At 70.7% G+C, this 18,267-nt stretch carries 19 protein-coding genes; 11 read left to right on the top strand and 8 right to left on the bottom strand.

Annotated elements, in window-relative coordinates; translation table 11 throughout:
- Nucleotides 1–41 precede the first annotated feature (41 nt).
- From ACMXN5_RS34540 to ACMXN5_RS34530, 3 genes are all read right to left on the bottom strand, one after another.
- A complete protein-coding gene (locus ACMXN5_RS34540) occupies nucleotides 42–458 on the bottom strand; it encodes a DUF3052 domain-containing protein (protein WP_439678839.1) in 417 nt (138 codons plus the stop codon).
- Nucleotides 459–506: 48 nt separating this feature from the next.
- Entirely contained in the window at nucleotides 507–641 is a 135-nt protein-coding gene (locus ACMXN5_RS34535) for a hypothetical protein (protein ID WP_439678838.1), read from the bottom strand.
- 156 nt (nucleotides 642–797) lie between these two features.
- Nucleotides 798–2,210, bottom strand: coding sequence for a family 2B encapsulin nanocompartment shell protein (locus ACMXN5_RS34530; protein WP_439678837.1), 1,413 nt, complete (start codon nucleotides 2,208–2,210; stop codon nucleotides 798–800).
- A 658-nt stretch (nucleotides 2,211–2,868) separates the two neighbouring features.
- Here ACMXN5_RS34530 and ACMXN5_RS34525 point away from each other — a divergent pair.
- The 5 genes from ACMXN5_RS34525 to ACMXN5_RS34505 all read left to right on the top strand — a co-directional run bounded on the left by ACMXN5_RS34525 (nucleotide 2,869) and on the right by ACMXN5_RS34505 (nucleotide 6,776).
- The gene (locus ACMXN5_RS34525) at nucleotides 2,869–4,218 is read left to right on the top strand and encodes a family 2 encapsulin nanocompartment cargo protein terpene cyclase (RefSeq protein ID WP_439678836.1); all 1,350 of its coding nucleotides are present in this window, start codon (nucleotides 2,869–2,871) and stop codon (nucleotides 4,216–4,218) included.
- Nucleotides 4,219–4,235: 17 nt separating this feature from the next.
- Entirely contained in the window at nucleotides 4,236–5,111 is an 876-nt protein-coding gene (locus ACMXN5_RS34520) for a geranyl diphosphate 2-C-methyltransferase (protein ID WP_439678835.1), read from the top strand.
- Between the two features lie 393 nt (nucleotides 5,112–5,504).
- Nucleotides 5,505–5,804, top strand: a complete 300-nt coding sequence (locus ACMXN5_RS34515) for a hypothetical protein (protein WP_439678834.1) — start codon at nucleotides 5,505–5,507, stop codon at nucleotides 5,802–5,804.
- Between the two features lie 37 nt (nucleotides 5,805–5,841).
- A complete protein-coding gene (locus ACMXN5_RS34510) occupies nucleotides 5,842–6,339 on the top strand; it encodes an IS5 family transposase (RefSeq protein ID WP_439678833.1) in 498 nt (165 codons plus the stop codon).
- Nucleotides 6,336–6,776 (top strand): transposase, encoded by a 441-nt coding sequence (locus ACMXN5_RS34505; RefSeq protein ID WP_439681342.1) that lies wholly within the window; start codon nucleotides 6,336–6,338, stop codon nucleotides 6,774–6,776. The genes ACMXN5_RS34510 and ACMXN5_RS34505 overlap by 4 nt, the downstream gene beginning before the upstream one ends.
- A gap of 54 nt (nucleotides 6,777–6,830) precedes the next feature.
- On the opposite strand, the gene ACMXN5_RS34500 is transcribed toward ACMXN5_RS34505, so the two are convergent.
- Complete coding sequence (locus ACMXN5_RS34500; RefSeq protein ID WP_439678832.1) at nucleotides 6,831–7,427, bottom strand: hypothetical protein; 597 nt, start codon at nucleotides 7,425–7,427, stop codon at nucleotides 6,831–6,833.
- A 152-nt stretch (nucleotides 7,428–7,579) separates the two neighbouring features.
- Nucleotides 7,580–8,260 (bottom strand): TetR/AcrR family transcriptional regulator, encoded by a 681-nt coding sequence (locus ACMXN5_RS34495; RefSeq protein WP_439678831.1) that lies wholly within the window; start codon nucleotides 8,258–8,260, stop codon nucleotides 7,580–7,582.
- Nucleotides 8,261–8,411: 151 nt separating this feature from the next.
- Between ACMXN5_RS34495 and ACMXN5_RS34490 the strand changes: the two genes are divergently transcribed.
- Both ACMXN5_RS34490 and ACMXN5_RS34485 read left to right on the top strand, forming a co-directional pair.
- Entirely contained in the window at nucleotides 8,412–9,338 is a 927-nt protein-coding gene (locus ACMXN5_RS34490) for an NADP-dependent oxidoreductase (protein WP_439678830.1), read from the top strand.
- An 808-nt stretch (nucleotides 9,339–10,146) separates the two neighbouring features.
- The gene (locus ACMXN5_RS34485; protein WP_439678829.1) at nucleotides 10,147–10,863 is read left to right on the top strand and encodes a helix-turn-helix domain-containing protein; all 717 of its coding nucleotides are present in this window, start codon (nucleotides 10,147–10,149) and stop codon (nucleotides 10,861–10,863) included.
- Between the two features lie 36 nt (nucleotides 10,864–10,899).
- On the opposite strand, the gene ACMXN5_RS34480 is transcribed toward ACMXN5_RS34485, so the two are convergent.
- Entirely contained in the window at nucleotides 10,900–11,469 is a 570-nt protein-coding gene (locus ACMXN5_RS34480; RefSeq protein WP_395795075.1) for a TetR/AcrR family transcriptional regulator, read from the bottom strand.
- A gap of 189 nt (nucleotides 11,470–11,658) precedes the next feature.
- On the opposite strand from ACMXN5_RS34480, the gene ACMXN5_RS34475 reads away from it, so the two are divergent.
- Nucleotides 11,659–13,131, top strand: coding sequence for an MFS transporter (locus ACMXN5_RS34475; RefSeq protein ID WP_439678828.1), 1,473 nt, complete (start codon nucleotides 11,659–11,661; stop codon nucleotides 13,129–13,131).
- Nucleotides 13,132–13,186: 55 nt separating this feature from the next.
- Here the strand turns inward: ACMXN5_RS34475 and ACMXN5_RS34470 are convergent, their stop codons facing one another.
- Nucleotides 13,187–13,558 carry a hypothetical protein gene (locus ACMXN5_RS34470; protein WP_439678827.1) on the bottom strand — a complete coding sequence of 124 codons (372 nt, stop codon included), beginning with the start codon at nucleotides 13,556–13,558 and terminating at the stop codon, nucleotides 13,187–13,189.
- 248 nt (nucleotides 13,559–13,806) lie between these two features.
- Between ACMXN5_RS34470 and ACMXN5_RS34465 the strand changes: the two genes are divergently transcribed.
- Nucleotides 13,807–14,172, top strand: coding sequence for a hypothetical protein (locus ACMXN5_RS34465; RefSeq protein ID WP_439678826.1), 366 nt, complete (start codon nucleotides 13,807–13,809; stop codon nucleotides 14,170–14,172).
- A 52-nt stretch (nucleotides 14,173–14,224) separates the two neighbouring features.
- Here the strand turns inward: ACMXN5_RS34465 and ACMXN5_RS34460 are convergent, their stop codons facing one another.
- The gene (locus ACMXN5_RS34460; protein WP_439678825.1) at nucleotides 14,225–15,127 is read right to left on the bottom strand and encodes a MurR/RpiR family transcriptional regulator; all 903 of its coding nucleotides are present in this window, start codon (nucleotides 15,125–15,127) and stop codon (nucleotides 14,225–14,227) included.
- 197 nt (nucleotides 15,128–15,324) lie between these two features.
- On the opposite strand from ACMXN5_RS34460, the gene ACMXN5_RS34455 reads away from it, so the two are divergent.
- Nucleotides 15,325–16,488, top strand: a complete 1,164-nt coding sequence (locus ACMXN5_RS34455; RefSeq protein ID WP_439681341.1) for a C45 family autoproteolytic acyltransferase/hydolase — start codon at nucleotides 15,325–15,327, stop codon at nucleotides 16,486–16,488.
- 76 nt (nucleotides 16,489–16,564) lie between these two features.
- Nucleotides 16,565–18,211, top strand: a complete 1,647-nt coding sequence (locus ACMXN5_RS34450) for an ABC transporter substrate-binding protein (RefSeq protein WP_439678824.1) — start codon at nucleotides 16,565–16,567, stop codon at nucleotides 18,209–18,211.
- Nucleotides 18,212–18,267: the final 56 nt, after the last annotated feature.

Here is an 18,267-nt window from a genome sequence, read left to right as displayed (position 1 = left end):
GCCGTGGCGCGAGCCGCACACCCGGAGGCGACGAACCAGCGCTATGCGGAGGCTGGTTCGGGTCGGGCGAGGTGGTTGCCGGACCACGCTCCGAGAGCGACGGTAGCCACGCGGACGAGGCCGGCCGCGTGCGCTTCCTCGGCGACCTCGCTCCGGTCGACGTGGCCGGGCTTGCCCGTCATGGGGGTGAGGACCCAGATCGCGCCCGGGTCGGCCAAGGCCCGTACCACATCGGTGAGTTCGCAGGCCAGGTCGCCGTCACCGGCTCGCCACCACAGCAGGACGGCGTCCACGGCATCTTCGGTTTCGTCGTCCACCATCGCGTCGCCGATCGTGTCCTCGATCTCGGCGCGGATCTGGTCGTCGGTGTCGTCGTCCCAGCCCAGTTCCCGAACCACCATGGCCGGCACGATGCCCATCCGCTGCGCGTGGTTCGGCGCATCCTCGGCAGCCCCCATCACAACCTCCGCTCTCGACACGCGTCCGTACACCCGTGCACGCGGGCGCTACCAGCCGATCGTCGGGTGGAAGCCGATGCAGTCGGGGTCTTGCAGCGGGCAACTCGGATGCGGCTTGCGCTCCTCCTGCGGGGGCTGCGCGGCCGGCATGCGTGACCGCGCGACGGCTTCGGCCGCGTACACGTACTCCGCACACGTGCAGTTCCGGCACCCGCCCCGGCGTTCGGGCGGCCCACTGTGCCGGGAACGTCCGTGACCACACAGGCATTCGAACCCGGCCATCCGGACCTCCGCGCCTCGGCATCACTGCGCTCACCACGATAGCGCCACCCTCCCCGGTCAGCGGCGGCGACCGACCTCGACGTTCTCCAGAATGCCGAGCGCGTCCGGGACCAGGATCGCGGCCGAGTAGTAGGCGCTGACCAGATACGAGATGATCGCCTGCTCGTTGATGCCCATGAAGCGCACCGACAGGCTCGGTTCGATCTCGTCGGGGATGCCCTCCTGCCGCAGGCCGACGACGCCTTGTTCATCCTCGCCGGTGCGCATGCAGAGGATCGACGTCGTGCGCTGCTCGGTGAGCGGGATCTTTCCGCACGGGAAGATGGGAACACCGCGCCAGGCCGGAAGCCGGTGTCCGTTGAAGTCCACCGAATCCGGGACCAGACCGCGCGCGTTGCACTCGCGTCCGAAGGCGGCGATCGCCTTGGGGTGGGCGAGGAAGAACTTGTTGCCGCGGCGACGGGAGAGCAGTTCGTCCATGTCGTCGGGACTGGGGACGCCGTCGTGGGGTTGGATGCGCTGGCTGTGGTCGCAGTTGGCGAGCAGGCCGAACTCGCTGTTGTTGACCAGCTCGTACTCCTGGCGCTCGCGCAGCGCCTCCACCGTCAGGCGCAACTGCTGTTCCGTCTGGTTCATCGGCTCGTTGTAGAGGTCCGCGACCCGGGTGTGGACCTTGAGCACGGTCTGGGCCACGGAGAGTTCGTACTCGCGCGGCGCGAGTTCGTAGTCCACAAACGTGTGCGGGAGGACCGCCTCACCGACATGGCCGGCGATCAGATCGATCGCCGCCTCGCCGTACTTGTTGGTCCGCTGCTTCGGGATCCGCGCCACGCCGTCGAGATGCGCGCGCAGCGACTCGGCCCGCTCGGCGAGGCTCCGCACGTCGGCGCGGGTCAGTTCCAACACCGTGCACGGCGTGCTCGCCCGGAACGTGCACGGCCAGGTCGGCTCCGCCGCGGTCAGACACTCGTCGCCGAAGTACGCGCCGTCCGCCAGCGCGCCCAGAACGGTTTCACCGCCGTACGGCCCCGACCCCACTCGGTCGACGCGTCCGTGCGCCAGCAGGAACACCCGCTCGACGCTCGCCCCGGACTCGGCCAGCACCGCGCCCGCCGGGTATTCACGCTGCTCGCAACGCCGGGCCAGCTCCGTCAGCACGGCCTCGTCGGGGTAGTTCCGCAGCGCCGGCAGGTCACCCAGTTCGGCCGGGATCACCTCGACCCGGCCCGCGGTCTGCACGAAGGTGACCCGCCCGTCGCCCACCGCGTAGCTCAGCCTCCGGTTCACCCGGTACGTACCGCCCTGCACCCGCACCCACGGCAACATCCGCAGCAGCCACCGGGAGCTGATCTCCCGCATCTGCGGGACGGACTTGGTCGTCGTCGCCAGATTCCGCGCCGCTGCGGTGTCCAGGCTCTGTTGTTCCCATTCCCGATCCGCGGATGGCTGCGGATTTGCGTCGACCGACATGAAACGCCTCTTCCTCCGAGCTTGGAGCGGACGGGAACAGCCTGACAACAACGAGGGTGAATCTGCTATTACACGATAGAGTGAATGACGTGCCCGACGTGCGGTAATTGAACGGGGTTTCGGCCGATCAAACACGACGGCGCCGTTCCTGGAAAGGGATTCGGGTTTCGCCTCGGCGCGAAGCAGGAAAGCGGAATCACTCGTCGCACTTCCGGATTGCGGCGCATCACCCGTTTTCCACCGGATCGAAACCGGTTGATCCCCGACGGCCATCAGGGTCCGCCCGTGCGCCCGCCGAGGCTCCGTCGGCCCGGGCGCCACCCGCTCGTAGGCGCGTGAGGCACAGGTCGGCCATTGTGTGCGCCCGGCAAACACGCAACCGGAAGTTCACTACATCGAATGACAATCGACCTCTCCTCCTCGCCGAATCGGGGAGTCGACCTAACCTGTTCCCGGATGTGAAAAGCACGCCCTCCGCCCATCCGCCATTTCGACCCCCCGCAGACGAGACACGACGCGCACAATCACATCGCCCCGACGCCACGGGCGGCCCCACCGACCGGATACGAGAATTTGCTCTCCGCCGTTTTCCCGGACCGCCGGCCGTGTATTCCCGACTTTCGGCAACCCCCCCATCCGATCACCCAAGGAGTCACGGATGCCCGATCACTCGCTCCATCCGGTGCCGACACCGGGCCCACGGGCCGTGGCGGCGCCCGCCGCACTCCGTGCCGCGCCCGAGGACGGCGTCCGGGGTGATCCGGAGCCGGCTCGCGAGGTCCTGGACCGGGTGCTGCGCGGCCCGAGCGGCCTGGGTACGTCCGCCCTGTACGCGGCGCGGCGCCCGGGACCGCCGGAGCCGCCCCGGGAGAGCCCGGCCCTCCACCACCCCGTGGCCGAGCCCGAAGTTCCCGAAGCCGGCGCCCGCGACGTCGCGGCCCGCGACGGTTGGGAGCACGCGTTGCGCGGTCCGAGCGGCCTGGGTACGGCGGGTCTGTACCTGGCGCAGCGCGCGCAGCCATCGAGGCCCTGTCGGGAGGTTCCGGGTTTGTATTACCACCCGGTGGCCGAGCCGGACGAGGTGCGGGTGGCGGAGGTCGGTCGTCGGATCAAGGACTGGGCGGTGGACGAGGTCGCGTTGTTCCCGCCGGAGTGGGAGGACCAGTTCGACGGCTTTTCGCTGGGCAGGTACATGGTCGCCTGCCATCCCGATGCGCCCACGATCGAGCATCTGATGGTCGCCACCCGGTTGATGGCCGCGGAGAACGTGCTCGACGACTGTTACTGCGAGGACCATGGCGGCTCACCGGTCGGCCTCGGCGGGCGTCTGCTCATGGCGCACACCGCGCTTGACGCGGTGCACACCACGTCGGAGTACCAAGGGCCGTGGGAACGCTCGCTCGAAGGCGACGCGCCGAGGCGGGCGTACCGCTCGGCGATGGACTACTTCCTGCGGCTCGCCGCCGGCTCCCGGGCGGATCGGTTCCGGCACGACATGGCCCGCCTGCACCTGGGATATCTCGCCGAGGCGGCGTGGGCGCAGACGGAGTACGTGCCCGAGGTGTGGGAGTACCTGGCGATGCGGCAGTTCAACAACTTCCGCCCCTGTCCCACCATCACCGACACCGTCGGCGGGTACGAACTGCCCGCCGACCTGCACGCCCGGCCGGACATGCAGCGTGTCATCGCGCTGGCGTCCAATGCCACCACGATCGTCAACGACCTGTACTCGTACACCAAGGAACTCGCCGCCCCGGTGCGGCACATGAACCTGCCCGTGGTGCTCGCCGAACGTGAAGGTCTCGACGAGCGCGAGGCGTTCCTCAAGGCCATCGAGGTGCACAACGACCTGATGCGCGCCTTCGAGGCCGAGGCCGCCGCGCTGGCGCTCGCGTGTCCCGTGCCGCAGGTGTCCCGCTTCCTGCGCGGGGTGGCGGTGTGGGTCGACGGCAACCACCACTGGCACCAGACCAATACCTACCGCTACGGCCTGCCCGACTTCTGGTAACCAAGAGGAGATCCATCGTGACCCAGACAGCCCAACCCGCCATCTCGGTGACCATCCCCGGTCCGGCGACGCCCTACCAGGGCGACATCGCCCACTACTGGGATCACGAGGCGCGGCCGGTGAACCTGCGCCTCGGTGACGTGGACGGCCTCTACCACCACCACTACGGCATCGGGGCCGTCGACGACGCCGCGTTCGCCGACTCCCACGGCAGCGACCGCGAGACCAAGCTCATCGCCGAACTGCACCGACTGGAGTCCGCGCAGGCCGATCTGCTTCTGGATCACCTCGGGCCGATTCGGCGCGACGCCCGGCTGGTGGACGCCGGTTGTGGTCGCGGCGGCTCCATGGTGATGGCCCACCACCGCTTCGGATGCTCGGTCGACGGGGTGACCCTGTCCGCCAAGCAGGCCGAGTTCGCCAACCGGCGCGCCCGCGAACTCGACATCGACGCCTCCGTGCGCGCCCACGTGTGCAACATGCTCGACATGCCCTTCGCGAGCGGGCAGGCGCGGGCCTCGTGGAACAACGAGTCGAGCATGTACGTCGACCTGCACGACCTGTTCGCCGAACACGCCCGCATCCTCGCCCCCGGCGGACGCTACGTGACCATCACCGGCTGCTGGAACCCCGTCTACGGGCAACCCTCCAAGTGGGTGTCCCAGATCAACGCCCACTTCGAATGCAACATCCACTCGCGCCGCGAATACCTGCGGGCCATGGCCGACAACCGCTTCGTGCCCCAGGCCATCATCGACCTCACCCCCGCCACCCTGCCCTACTGGGAACTGCGCGCCACGTCCACGCTCACCACCGGCATCGAGGACGCCTTCCTCAACTCCTACCGCAACGGCTCGTTCCAATACCTCCTGATCGCCGCCGACCGCATCTGACCGCATCCGACCGCCGGGCGGTGATCACCGCCCGGTCCCGGAACCGTTCCCACGCCTGACGGCACGTCTGGTGCCGCGAGCGCTCGTGCACCCCGCACGACGTCTACGACCGCTGGGTCGAGGTGTTCGGCGACGGTCGAGATCCATCGCGCCACCATTCGCCGCCTGATCGATCGTGGCTCCTACACCCCGCCCGCACACGCCGCCCCGGGCGCGCGGTACATCCCACCGCCCGGCGGAGACGACCCGGCGACGCTCCTGGACCGGTGGGCGGACGCGGACGGGTGAACGTCGGCCCGGTGAACCCGTGCCACCGGCCGTCCGTGTAGGTGACAAAGACTCCAGGGCCCGGCCCACCGTCGGGGCCCTGCCGGAATCAGGAGGGGATCGACGATGGCGACAACTTCCACGCGGCTGACCCGGGGCGCACTGTTCGTGGCCGGGTTGGCCGCCGCCCTGCTGTCCGCCGCCGCGCCGGCGATGGCGAGCGGGACGGCACTGTACTGCGGCGCGGGCATGGGCCCGACCGCCGACATCGCGGTTCGCGCCGCGATCGAGGACGCCCAGGGCTCGGCGCGCACGGACGGCCGCTACTCCTGCGAACCGGCCGACGCGCCACAGGTCTCCGAGGTCTTCGACGACCCGTACCGAGGCCACGTGTTCTACGCGAGCGTGACGATGAACTGCGGTTAGGCCGTGTCCTGCGGATCATCTGATCGTTGTACTAATCGTGGATGGCCGGGGTGATCTGACGGACGAGGAGTGGGAGCGGTTGCGGCCGCTTCTGCCCGAGGTGGGGCGTCGTGGTGGTCGGTGGCGTGATCATCGGCAGGTGATCGACGGGGTGTTGTTCCGGACGCGGACGGGGATCCACTGGCGGGATCTGCCGGAGCGTTTCGGGCCCTGGAAGACAGTGCACGAGCGGCATCGTCGCTGGTCGGCGGACGGCACGTGGACGCGGCTGCTGGTCGCCGTCCAGGCGAGGGCGGACGCGGTCGGTGGGATCGACTGGGACGTCTCGGTCGACTCCTCGACCGTGCGCGCGCACCCCCACGCGGCGGGTGCGCGGGGCGCCCCGCCGCCGATCCCGGCCCAAAAGGGGGTCCGCGTTCGGAGCGAACGAGACGCGACGGTGCTGCGGGGCCTGGCCGACCGCCTGGCGGAGGTGGTGCGGAAAGCGAGCAACTCGGACGTTCCCGGGGCGGGTTCACCACCAAGTTCCATCTGAGCGCCGACGGGCGATGCCGTCTCCTCTCCCTCGTCCTGACGCCCGGTCAAAGCGGCGACAGTCCGCAGTTCGAGGCGGTCCTGGAGGGGATACGCGTGCCGCGGATCGGGCCGGGCCGACCCCGCACCCGGCCCGACAGTGTCAGCGCGGACAAGGCCTACAGCTCGCGCGACAACCGCCTCTACCTGCGAAGACGCCACATCCGGCACACGATTCCCGAGCCCGACGACCAGATCGCGAATCGCCTCCGGCGAGGTTCCGCCGGAGGCCGCCCGACCGGATTCGACCCCGAGCGATACCGCCAACGCAACACCGTCGAGCGGGCGATCGGCCGCCTCAAACAGTTCCGCGCCGTCGCGACCCGATACGACAAACGCGGCTACGTCTTCCACGGAACCATCATCCTCGCGGCCCTCGCCATCTGGCTCCGAACATGATCCGCAGGACACGGCCTAGGTCTCGCGCCGTGGGGCGTTGCCGCCCCATGGCGTTCAACAGCGGCCGGCATCCCGGCAGTTGGACACCGCGCCGGTCTGCCCCTTGGTCTTCAGCTCCTCGAGGTGCCGCTGGTACTCCTCGGCCGTCACGACCTTCGTCCTGAGACGCATACGGTTGTGGTCCGCGCCGCACAACTCCGCGCACTGGCCGTCGAATTCGCCCAGGGTCGTGGGCACGATCTCGGCAACGGTCATCCGGTCGGGAAGGACGTCCACCTTCAGGAGGAACGACGGCACCCAGAACGCGTGGATGACGTCCAGCGAGGTCAACTCGAACCGCACGTTCCCGCCCTGGGGGAGGTACAGCGTGGGAGTGTTCCCGGGCGTCCCGACGTCGTAGACCGCACCGGCCCGGTTCGCCGGACCCTCCTGGTAATTGAAGGCCCACTGCCACTGCGATCCGACGACCGCGACCCGGACGACGCCGACCGGCGCGGGCGCCCCGCTCTCCGGGGTCCTGCCCGCGTCGCCGGCGCCCCCGCCGGGGGAGTGCACGGCGGACGCCGTGGCGTCGGCGCGAGGCATACCCGGTAGCCCGTCGCCCCCGGACGAACACGCCGCCAACAGCAGCGGCAGGACCGCGAGGCCCATGGCCGACCGACCCGCAAACGAAGCTCGCCCGAAGCGGCGCACGCCTTCCCACCCTCTGTCGTTCCCACCGGTCCCCTGCGACCCTGCCACTCATCCTGTCAGCTCGAACAGCCCTGGGAACGCCGGATATCCAGCGCTCCGACGCGGGGCGCTCACTCCGCTCGACGCGCCGGCCGGTGGAGGTCGTCGAGGTGGAGTGGGGCCGGGGCGGGCAGGGGTGTGTCGGGCGATGGCCGGCAGGACTGGAGGAAGTAGGCGAGCAGGCGGCGGGATGCGGCGACGGAGTCCGCCGGGGAGTCGCGCAGGACGCCGTTGTTGGCCAGCAGCAGGAGGGTGACGTCGCTGGTGTCGAAGTCCCGGCGCAGTTGTCCGGCGTCCTTCGCCCGCTGTACCAGCCGGGCCAGGCCCGCCTCGGCGCGGACACGTTCGCGCCGGACGTCGGGCGCGTCGGGGAATTCGGCCAGGAACGCGGCGCTGAACCCTCGGTCGTGGGCCTGCATCATGCAGACCTTGGTGAGGGCGGTGCGCAGTCCGCGCCAGGGATCGTCGTCCCGGAGGGCCTCGTCGAGGGCGGCGACGCACTGGGCGAGTTGTTCGGAGAACGCGGCGGCGATCAGCGAGCCGCGGGTGGGGAAGTGCCGGTAGAGGGTGGCGGCGCCCACGCCCGCTCGGCGGGCGATCGCGCCGGAGGACACGCCGGGGCCGTCCAGGGCGTACGCCTCGCGGGCGGCTCGGAGGAGTCGGGCGCGGTTGTTCCGGGCGTCGGCCCGCCGGCCCGTGGCGGGGGCGCCGGAGGCGCTGCGAGGGGGGTTCCGAGACAGTGGGGCAGGCATGTCTCCCACTTAAGCACAAACGGAAGGGGTCGTCCGTTTGGCGGGTTAGCGTGACGGGGTGCCGCGGTGTTTCGCGGCCGACCGTCGGCCGCGAAGGTGCGCGGCCACCAATTCTCCCGCCGAACGACGGGCGTGTGTACGGAGGTTGACCGTGTTTGCTGTGCAGTACCACCGCTATGGCGGTTCCGAGGTTCTCGCGGTCGAGGAGGTCGAGGAGCCGCACGCGGGGCCCGGGCGGGTCCGCATCGCGGTGCGCGCCACCGGTGTCACCCCTGCCGACTGGTACCTGCGTTCGGGGAGGCTGCGGGACCTCGTCTCCCTGGACTTCCCGCATACGCCGGGCATGGATGCCGCGGGAATCGTCGACGAGGTGGGGGAGGGGGTGATCGGCACCGCCGTGGGAGACGCGGTGTTCGGTCTTGTTCCGTTCGTGGATCAGGGCGGCGCCGCGGCCGAGTACGCCGTACTGGAGGCGTGGGCGCCCAAGCCTCGGTCGTGGTCCTTCGAGGAGGCGGGTGGCGCCGCGGGCAACATCGACACGGCCACGCGGGTATTGGCGGCGCTGGCCGCCGCCGAGGGCATGACGCTGTTGATCGAGGGCGCCGCCGGGGGCGTCGGCACCATCACGGCGCAACTCGCCCGGGCCCGGGGCCTCGCGGTGATCGGCACCGCGAGCGAGGGAAACCACGGTTTCCTGGAGCGGTTGGGCGTCGTACCGGTCACCTACGGGGCGGGGTTGGCCGATCGGGTTGCCGCGCTCGCTCCGCGCGGGGTCGATGTGGTTCTGGACGCGGCCGGCAAGGGCTCGCTCGCCGACCTTGTGGCCATCGCCGGTGACCCGGACCGTGTGGTGACCATCGCGGACTTCGACGCCGCTCGGCACGGTGTGCGGTTCTGCCGCTCCGAGGCGGGGGAGTCGCCGGGCTGGCCCGGACTGCCACTGGCGGCCGAACTGGCCGACGCGGGCCGCCTCACCGTTCCGCTGCACGCGGTGTTCCCGCTGAAGGAGATTGCCACGGCGCACGACGTCAGCGCCCTCGGCCACGCACGCGGCAAGATCGTCGTCACGGTGCCTTGACGCTCGGCGGCGGGTTCGCGGTCGTTCCCACCGGGCCCGGATGGGCTTCGCTGCCCGGTGCTTCCCTCCCGGGCATGAGGACGAGCACGGCTCCGGGCCGAGGCATGGGTGGTGCCCCGGCCCGGGCGGCGGCCCCGCGGATCGGGCGCGGCATCACACGAGGTGGCGATTCGTGTCTGCCGCGGGTCGAGGACCCGGGCGCGTCCGAGGGCGTCTTGGTGTTCACGACCGGTCGCGAGCGCCGGGTCCGCTCGCCGGGGAGGCCGGACCGGCGACACGGGCGCGGGCAGCGCCCTCCCCCCGGTGCTGCCCGCCCCCCGTCGACGGGCAGCCGGTCGGTCGAAGCGATATCGGTACTTCTTCGTCCGTCCGCAGCCCGCCCCGCAGCCCGCCCCGCGACCGATTCGCGACCGATTCGTGGCCGAGGAGCCGGCGGTGCGGGATCGCCGTGCCCGAGTCCCAGATTGGCGGGTCCGAGGGCGCGTGTATTGCACGAATACGTCATGGTGGGGGGCCGCGGCGCGGTCCGGCAGCCGAACAGTCCGATTCCGGGCTCGTCGGCGTCGTGACCGACACGCTACTGTGCGTCGATATGCGAGAAGCCGGTCGACCGTCGGGGGACAGGCGCCCCGAAGCGCGCGGTGGTGGGAGCGCGACGAGTGCCGTCCGCGCCGAGGTGAGTCCTGCGGCAAACGGTGCGGAGGCAGGGGAGTTCGTGGCCCGAAGGGCGGGTCCGGCATTGCGCGGACAGGTGTTGGGCCTGCGTGGATTCCGCCTCCGAGCCCGTGGTACCAGACACCGGTTGGTCGTGCCGGACGGGGTCGTCAGGGTGATGATCGGGTTCGGCGAACCGGTGCGGGTGGTCGACGCGATCGACCCGAGGCGTGCCGTGTCCGGAACCTCGATGGTCACCGGGGGTTGTACGAAGACCGTGATCGGCGAGCACACCGGTGTTCTGGCGGGCGTCACCGTGCTGCTGACGCCGCTCGCGGCCTACCGGATCTGCGGCCTCCCGATGGCCGAATGGGTTGACCGCCCGCTGGACCCCGTGCACCTGCTCGGCACGCGGGAGCGGCACTTCGACGAACGCCTGGCCGAATGCCCCGACTGGTCGGGCCGTTTCGGCTTGGTCGAGGACCTGCTTGCCGCCCGGCTCCGGGACGGTCCGCTTTGTTGTCCCGAAGTCGTGGACACCTGGCGGGAGTTGCTGCGAGTGGACGGACGCGCGCGAGTGGACGAGCTGGCCGACGCGGCCGGCTGGAGCGTCCGGCGCCTGGAGCGGCGCTTCCGCGAGCAGATCGGCACGTCGCCCAAGACCATGGCCCAAGTCCTGCGCCTGCGCGCGGCGTTGCGACGGCATGACGCGGGGCTGTCGTGGACGGAGGCGGCCACGGAGACCGGCTACCACGATCAACCCCACTTCGTCCGCACCTTCAAGGGTCTGATCGGGTGTACGCCCGGTCGATTTCGGTCCGACCAGGAGGTGCGGCGAAGTGTGGGCGAGGCGGGGTGGGTCGATTCGTGACCGGGGCGATCGCGGGGTTGCCCGGCCGGCGGCGGGTCACGACAACAGTCGGTCGACCAGCCCGTCGATGTACTCCGGAGTGAGTGCGCCGATCCCGAACAGGACCCGGATGTACATCGGGGCCATGACGTGGTCGAGTACGTCGAGCGCGTCGGGTGGGTCTTCCCCGCGCTCGGCGGCGCGGTCGAGCATCGACTGCAGTTGCCGGGAGCGTTCGGCGAGGAAGTCGTCGCGTGCCCGCAGGCCCTGTTCGTCCATGTCGGACAGCGCGATGGTCAGGCGCAACACCGCCGGGCCGTGGGGGCCGGTGATTTCGCGGGCCACGTTGGCCGCGTAGGTGTGGAGGTCGCCGGACAGGCTTCCGGTGTCGGGCATCGGCGACCGTGCGGTCAGGCGGGAGTTCGTCACGTCGGCGAGCAGGTTCTCCAGGCTGCCCCACCTGCGGTAGATGCTCGTGTCGGCCACACCGGCGCGGGCCGCGACCTCGCCGACGGTGAAGCCGCTGTAGCCGCGTTCGCCGACCAGGTCCGCGACGGCCTGGTGTACCGCCGCGCGCACGCGGGCACTGCGCCCGCCGGGCCGCCGGGCTCGTTGTGGTTCGTCCATCCGCGGTTCGTCGATCCGTGACTCGTCCATCCGCTCACCTTAACGCAGCTGCTGCTTGCCTTAGTGGGCGGATGCGCTTTACAGTCCTCTCTAACGCAGTAGTCACTTGCGTTTGTGAGGCTTGCCGGGCTGCTTTGTGCCGGCAAGTCGGTCATGCCCGGTCGTACCGGGCGAAGAAGGGGGACGAGCATGGCTGCATTGCCTGTGGCCGCAGGCGGTCGATCGAGCCGGACGGCGTTGCTCGCGTCGACCTGCGCGGGCCAGTTCATGGTGCTGCTCGACAACACGATCGTCGGCGCGGCGCTGCCCGACATGCAGGAGCGTCTGCATACCGAACTGACCGGCCTGCAATGGATCGTCGACGCCTATGTGCTGCTGGTGGCCATGTTGCTGCTGTCCGGCGGCGTGTTCGCCGACCGCTTCGGCCGAAAACGGGTGTTCCTGTCCGGCGTGGCGGTGTTCACCCTCGCTTCGTTGATGTGCGCCATGGCGCCCTCGGTCGGCTGGCTGCTCGCCGGACGGGTGCTCCAGGGTGTCGGCGCCGCCGCGCTGAGCCCGGCGTCGCTGGCCCTGCTCGTCGCCGCTCATCCTGTTCCGCAGGAACGAGTGAAGGCGATCGGACTGTGGGCCGGATTCAGCGGCATCGGCCTGGCCGCCGGCCCGCCGGCCGGTGGCCTGTTGGCCGATGCCTTCGGGTGGCCCGCCATCTTCCTGATCAATGTGCCCATCGGCGTGCTGCTCCTGGCGGCCGGGCTGCGCCTCCTGGACGAATCCCGTAATCCGAACGCGCCCGCGATCGACGTCCCCGGGACGGTGTTGTCCGTCCTCGGCGTGGGGGCGCTGACCTATGCACTGATCGAGGGCGGCAGCCGCGGCTGGACCTCGCCGCTGATCCTGGGCGGTTTCGCCGTCGCGGTCGTGGTCCTCGCCGCCTTCGTCGTCGTCGAGGGGCGCCGCGCCAACCCCGTGTTGCCGCCGCGGTTGTTCCGCCGGCGACTGTTCACCGTGTCCAACACCGCCATGGTCGTGGTGGGCTTCGCGCTCATGGGCTCGACGTTCTTCTTTTCCCAGTTCTTCGTATACGTCCAGGGCAGTTCGCTGGTGCGCGCCGGCCTGCAGACGCTGCCGACCACGCTCGCGATGGTGATCGTCAGCCCGTTCGCGGGCAGGCTTGCCGCCCGATACGGCTTCCGCGTCGTGGTGACCGCAGGGCTGACATTGGCCGGACTCGGGCTGCTGGCACTGGGCTTCGTGCACGCCCACACCGGCTACGGGAACGTGTGGTGGCGACTGGCGATCGTCGGTATCGGCTTCGCCCTGACCATGTCCCCGCTCACCGGCGCCGCCATCCAGGCAGTCGACCCGCAGGAGGGAGGGCTTGCCGCGGGCATCAGCAGCACCACACGCCAGATCGGCGCCGTGTTGGGCGTGGCCGTGCTCGGGGCCGTCGTGCGCACGCGGCAGTCCGACGGTGCCTCGTTCGAGGCGGGCCTGAACAGCGCGTTCCTGGTGGCCGGCGTGGTCACCCTGATCGGCGCCGTGTTCACGGGCCTGTGGCTGACGGCGACCACGCCCACCGAAGCCCCCACGCGGCGGCAACAGGCCGCCGATCCACGCGCGAGCGCGCCCGCCGGCGCGGTCGAGCCTCCCGGGGCTGGTTGACGAGGTCGTGACACGAGGTGCTCCCGGGGCGGCGTGAGTGGTGTGGGGGCGGGCTTCATGTGCCCGAGGTCGGCGCCCGGTCCGCCGGCGGTCGGGCAGTTCGTGGCATCGTGACGAGGGCCACCACCGATGCGCCGGCCACGCAGCCGGCCGCCACACCGCCTCGGGCGGGCGGGACACCCGCGGTCGCGGCCGGCGTGATCGGTGTGAAGGCGGCCGCGGTTCCGAGCCCGAACAACACGCCCGGGACGGCGACGGCCCACCAATAGGCGCCGTGCGCGCCGGCGGTCGCGGACGCCGCGAGCGCCGTAAGCCCCACCGCGCCCAAGGCGCAGTACACGGAGACGGCGCGGGCCGAGCCGAAGGCGACGTGGCCACGGTTCCCGCGCCCGAACACCCACCAACCCACGACTGACCGATCCGGCACGGCCGACTCCTCTCGGCCGGCGCGACGATCGAACGTCCGGACCTCGGCGGCGACCAGGCCGTCGACGCCGGAAGCTCGGCTATTCGGTTGCCCATCGGGAACGGACGGCCGAGGATCGCTGCGGAGTGTGGCGGCTGTGCGCGGGTCACGCTCCGCCGCCGACGGCCGCATCGGCGGGCGTCTCCACGCGTCGCGTCCGGGTCGAGCAGGACCGGCCCACCGTGCTGTTCACCGGAACGGGAATATTAATGGGTACTTACGTGTCGATCAGAGGATGGCTGGAGTGCGACGAGAAGCAACTCGCCGCCATCCACGAGATCATCTCGTCCTACGCAGAGGATCACTACTCCAACGGATGGGGCACACCTCGCCGGCACGTCAACTGGACCCACTACATCTTCTACGGCGCCGACATCCGCGAGTCGTGCCGGGACTGGTTGCTTGACCAGCTCCGAGAGATTGCCCGGATCCCGGCTTCCGATGACGACGGAGACCGAGTCCGGGGCCTCTTCCTTGCCGGTCACGAAGTCGACGGGGCGGCCGAATGGCAGGTCCGCGAAGGTCGCCTCTTCATCTCGCCGGCCGACGTCCGATACCGGTACCTCGACGAATAGCCGCACGTGTTCCGAGGGTTTCGATACCCGGCTCCACCCTTGAAGAGCGTCTTCAGCGTTTGTGGCGGGTCTCTCCTGGTTCCAGGAGCTGGGCTCGGAGGGATGTGAGTTGGTGGGAGTGTTCGACGGAGCGGGTTTCGTCGAGGGAGGCGACGGCCAGTAGGAGTGCGTCGCCGAGGACGAGTGCGGCCAGGGATTCGGTGGTGATGCCGGTCGGGGTGTGGGGGGCGTACAGGACCGCGTCCGCCGTGTCGGCCAGGCGTTCCACCAGTTCGTCGGTGACCACCACGATGCCGGCGCCGAGTACGCGGGCGCGGTCCAGCAGTACCTCCATGTCGTGCAGGAATCGCCCCGGGACGAACATCACCACCACGTCCTGGCGGCGCAGCGTGAGCAGTTCGTCGGCCAGCGCGAAGCCCGTGGTGCCCACGAAGCGGGCTCGCCGGCCCATGCGGTTGAGCTTGAGCGCGAGGTGGCGGCCGGCCAATTCCGAGGCGCCGACGCCGTACGCCAGCACCTCGCCGGCGTCGGCCAGCAGTTGGGTGGCCCGGCGGAAGGCGGTCGCGTCCAGGTTGGCCCGGCCGTGTTCCAGCCGTTCGATCGCCTCGTCGTAGACCCTGGCGCGGATGCCGTCGAGGTCCTGGCCGACCTGGGTGATCCGCTGCCGGACCCGCACCTCGGGGGCCACGTCCGTGACGAAGTCGGCGGCGATGTCGCGCTTGAGCGCGGACAGGCCGCCCAGGCCCAGGCGTTGCAGGGTGCGCACCACGGTGGCGTTGCTGACGCCGATCGTCGCGCCCAGGTCCGCGGCGCTGGCGAAGAGTACCTGCTCGGGGGAGCAGTTGGTCAGGTATCTGGCCACGTTCCGCTCGGCCGGTGACAGGTCGGCCCACTGCTCACGGATCGCCGCCCGGACTCGGGCCAGTGCCGGATTCTCCTGCGGTTGTTCGCTCACGCCTCTTGACTCCCCGGTATCAACCATTACTCTCCTCATGAAACAAGCAATACATGTTACCGCGATCTCGTAATGACTGTTACGGAAGAGCGGCTCGGATCGAACCGACCCGGGACGACAAGTGTCGCCGCGACCCCAGCGACACCCCGCACGGCGGACCCCCATACCCCAGCACCCCAGGAGACGACGTGAGTGGCGTGTCCCTTCCGACCATCGAGATCGGCGGCGAGCCCCGGAGCCGGGGCCGCCAGTACGGCGAAGGGGCGAGCGCGCTCATCCATACCGCTGTCGACTACTACGCCGAGGCATTCGGCGCCGCCGGCGGCCTGACCTGGAGTCAGGTCACCGCCCGCGCCGAACACTGGCTCGCCCCGTCCCGCGCCTTCGCCCCCGACCTGGTCGAGGAGATGACCGGGATCGCCGAGGGCGCCGGCCTCGACCTGCTCGACATCCTCGCCCTCAACGCCCGCGGCGAGATCATCTACGACGACACCTTCGCCGCGATGGGAGCCCCGGCCGCACCGGCCGCATCGCCGACCCCGGAGACCCCCGAGACCCCCGACGGCTGCACCTCCTTCGCCCTCCTCGAACCGGCCTCCGGCGACGGCCACGTGTACGCCGGCCAGAACTGGGACTGGCGCCACGGCGTGCGGGAGACGGTCATGGTCGTGCGCGTGGTCCAGCCCGGCAAGCCCACCGTGGTGATGCAGGTCGAGGCGGGCCAGGTCGGCCGGCAGGGCGCCAACTCGGCCGGCCTCGCCCTCAACGCCAACGGCCTCGGCGGACGCTTCGACCACGCCATCGGCATCCCGCAGACGCTGATCCGGCGCCGCGTACTCGACTGCGCCAACCCGGCCGAGGCACTGGACGTGCTCTTCCGCACCCGCGCACACATCGCCAGCAACGCCCTGCTCACCCACCGCGCGGGCTTCGCGATCGACGTCGAGACCACCCCCGGCGCCAACGGCTGGATGTATCCCGACGACGGCCTGCTCGTGCACGGCAATCACTACCAGGCCTTCATGCCCACCCAGCTGGCCGCGAACTACCGCCCCTCGGCGCCGGATTCGCTGCTCCGGGTGCCGCGCGCCGAGGCCGGCCTGCGGCGCTGCCGGGACGCGGGGGACCCGGCCGAGACCCGCAAGCTGATCCACGCCGCGATGTCCGACCACCTCGGCTACCCCGAATCGTTGTGCACCCACCCGGATCCGGCCCGACCGGCGGTCCGACAGTGGGCGACGCTCCTGTCCAGTTGCGTCGACCTGACCACGGGCGAATACCGCGTCACCGCCGGCACCCCGTGCGATCACGAGTACGAACTCCTGCCCTGGAACCTGCACGACGGCCCCGGCGGCGCCTGATCCCGCCGCTCCCGGCGCCGCTCCCCGCGTTCCCGCATCCTGCGTCCCCGCACGCCCGCATCCCCCGGAGAGTCGCATGTCCCGCACCCGCACCCTCGCCGCCCTCGGCCTCGCGGCCCTGCTCGGCCTGAGCACCGCCTGCTCCAACAAGACCGCCGGCGGCAACCACCCCGCGGGCACCCCCGGCAAACCCGCCGACCTCGCGCTGACCGACACCACCGCCAAGGGCACCGGCCCGGTGGACAGCGTCAGATGGCTGCTCGCCAAGGAACCCAAGTCGCTGGATCTGGACGTGCGTTCGGACAGCGACTCGAACGCGCTGCTCGCGAACGTCTGCGAACGACTGTTCCAGACCCAACCCGACCTGAGCTCGCGCCCGCACCTGGCCGACTCGGCCACCTACACCGACCCCACCACGCTCGTCCTCAAGCTGCGCGCCGGCGTCACCTTCCACGACGGTTCGCCGATGACCGCCGACGACGTGGTGTGGAGCCTGCAACGGCACGCCGCCGATGGCAGGAACGAGTCGGACGAGTTCGAGCGGGTGAGCTCCATCGAACGCACCGGCGACGCCGAGGTCACCGTACGCCTGAAGGAACCCGACGCGCTGTTCACCAAGGCCCTCGCGGGCAACGCGGGCGTCGTGCTCGACCGCGAACAGGCCGAGCCGGCGGGCAAGGACTACGGCACCCCGGGCCGCACCGACGCCTGCACGGGTCCGTACACCCTCAAGGAATGGAAGGCCGGCAGCCGGATCACCCTGGAGCGCTACGACGCCTACTGGGACAAGTCCCGCAAGCCGCTGGTGCGTTCGGCCACCTTCGGCTGGGCCGACGAGAACGCCATGGTCAACAGCATGACCACCGGCGCCGCCGACGGCACCTACCTCACCACGATGAGCGCCGTCCCGCCCCTGGCCGGCAACGGCGCGCTCACCGTCTCCTACGGCTCCTCCTCCCGCGCCTGGACACTCATCCCCACCGAGCGCGGCGGCATGAAGGACCCGCGCGTGCGGCGCGCGCTCTCGCTCGCGCTGGACCGCCAGGGCATCGCCAAGGCGGCCTTCGCCGGACTCGCCACCCCCTGGAAGACGCCCCTGGGACCGGGCGCGTGGGGCTACGAGAAGGCCACCTTCCAGGCCGGCTACGACGCCCTCCAAGGCGCCCCGGCGCAGCCCAGCGCCGCCGACCTGGACGCGGCGAAGAAGCTGGTCACCGAACTGGGCCCCGCCGCCCCCACCCTCGTGATCGCCAACGACGGCACGCCCACCCGCAACCTGATCGCCAACGCGGTGGTGGACGCGGCCCACCGGATCGGCCTCAAGGCCCAGATCAAGACCATGTCCGGCGCCGACTTCACCTCCCTGTACACCGACCAGGCGCTGCGCAAGAGCGTCGACATGTTCGCCGACGACTGGTACATCTCCAAGGCCGACCCGGCCGGTTTCTACGACAACGCGCTCACCGGATCGAACAACAACTGGGTCGGCTTCAGTTCGCCCGAGTACGACAAGGTCGTCAACGAGGCGCTGCGCACCACCGACGACGCCGCCCGGGCCAGGCTGCTGGTCGAGGCCGAGCGCCGGTTCACCGCCGACGCGGTGTGGCTGCCGCTGGTCCAGGTGCCGAACGTGCTGGTCACCAGCACCAAGCTGACCGGCGCCCCCGCGTCGATGTCCAACGTCGCCTACCCGTGGCTGGCCGACCTCGGCGCCAAGGGCTGACGTCTCGCGCCGGCCCCACCGGCGCGCCCCGGCCCGTTCCCCCGCCCCCGGAGGTG

Origin of the sequence: Embleya australiensis (assembly GCF_051903075.1) — a bacterium.
GTDB lineage: Bacteria > Actinomycetota > Actinomycetes > Streptomycetales > Streptomycetaceae > Embleya.
Note: the sequence above shows the minus strand (reverse complement) of the source record. Positions and strands in the feature narration are given on the sequence as shown.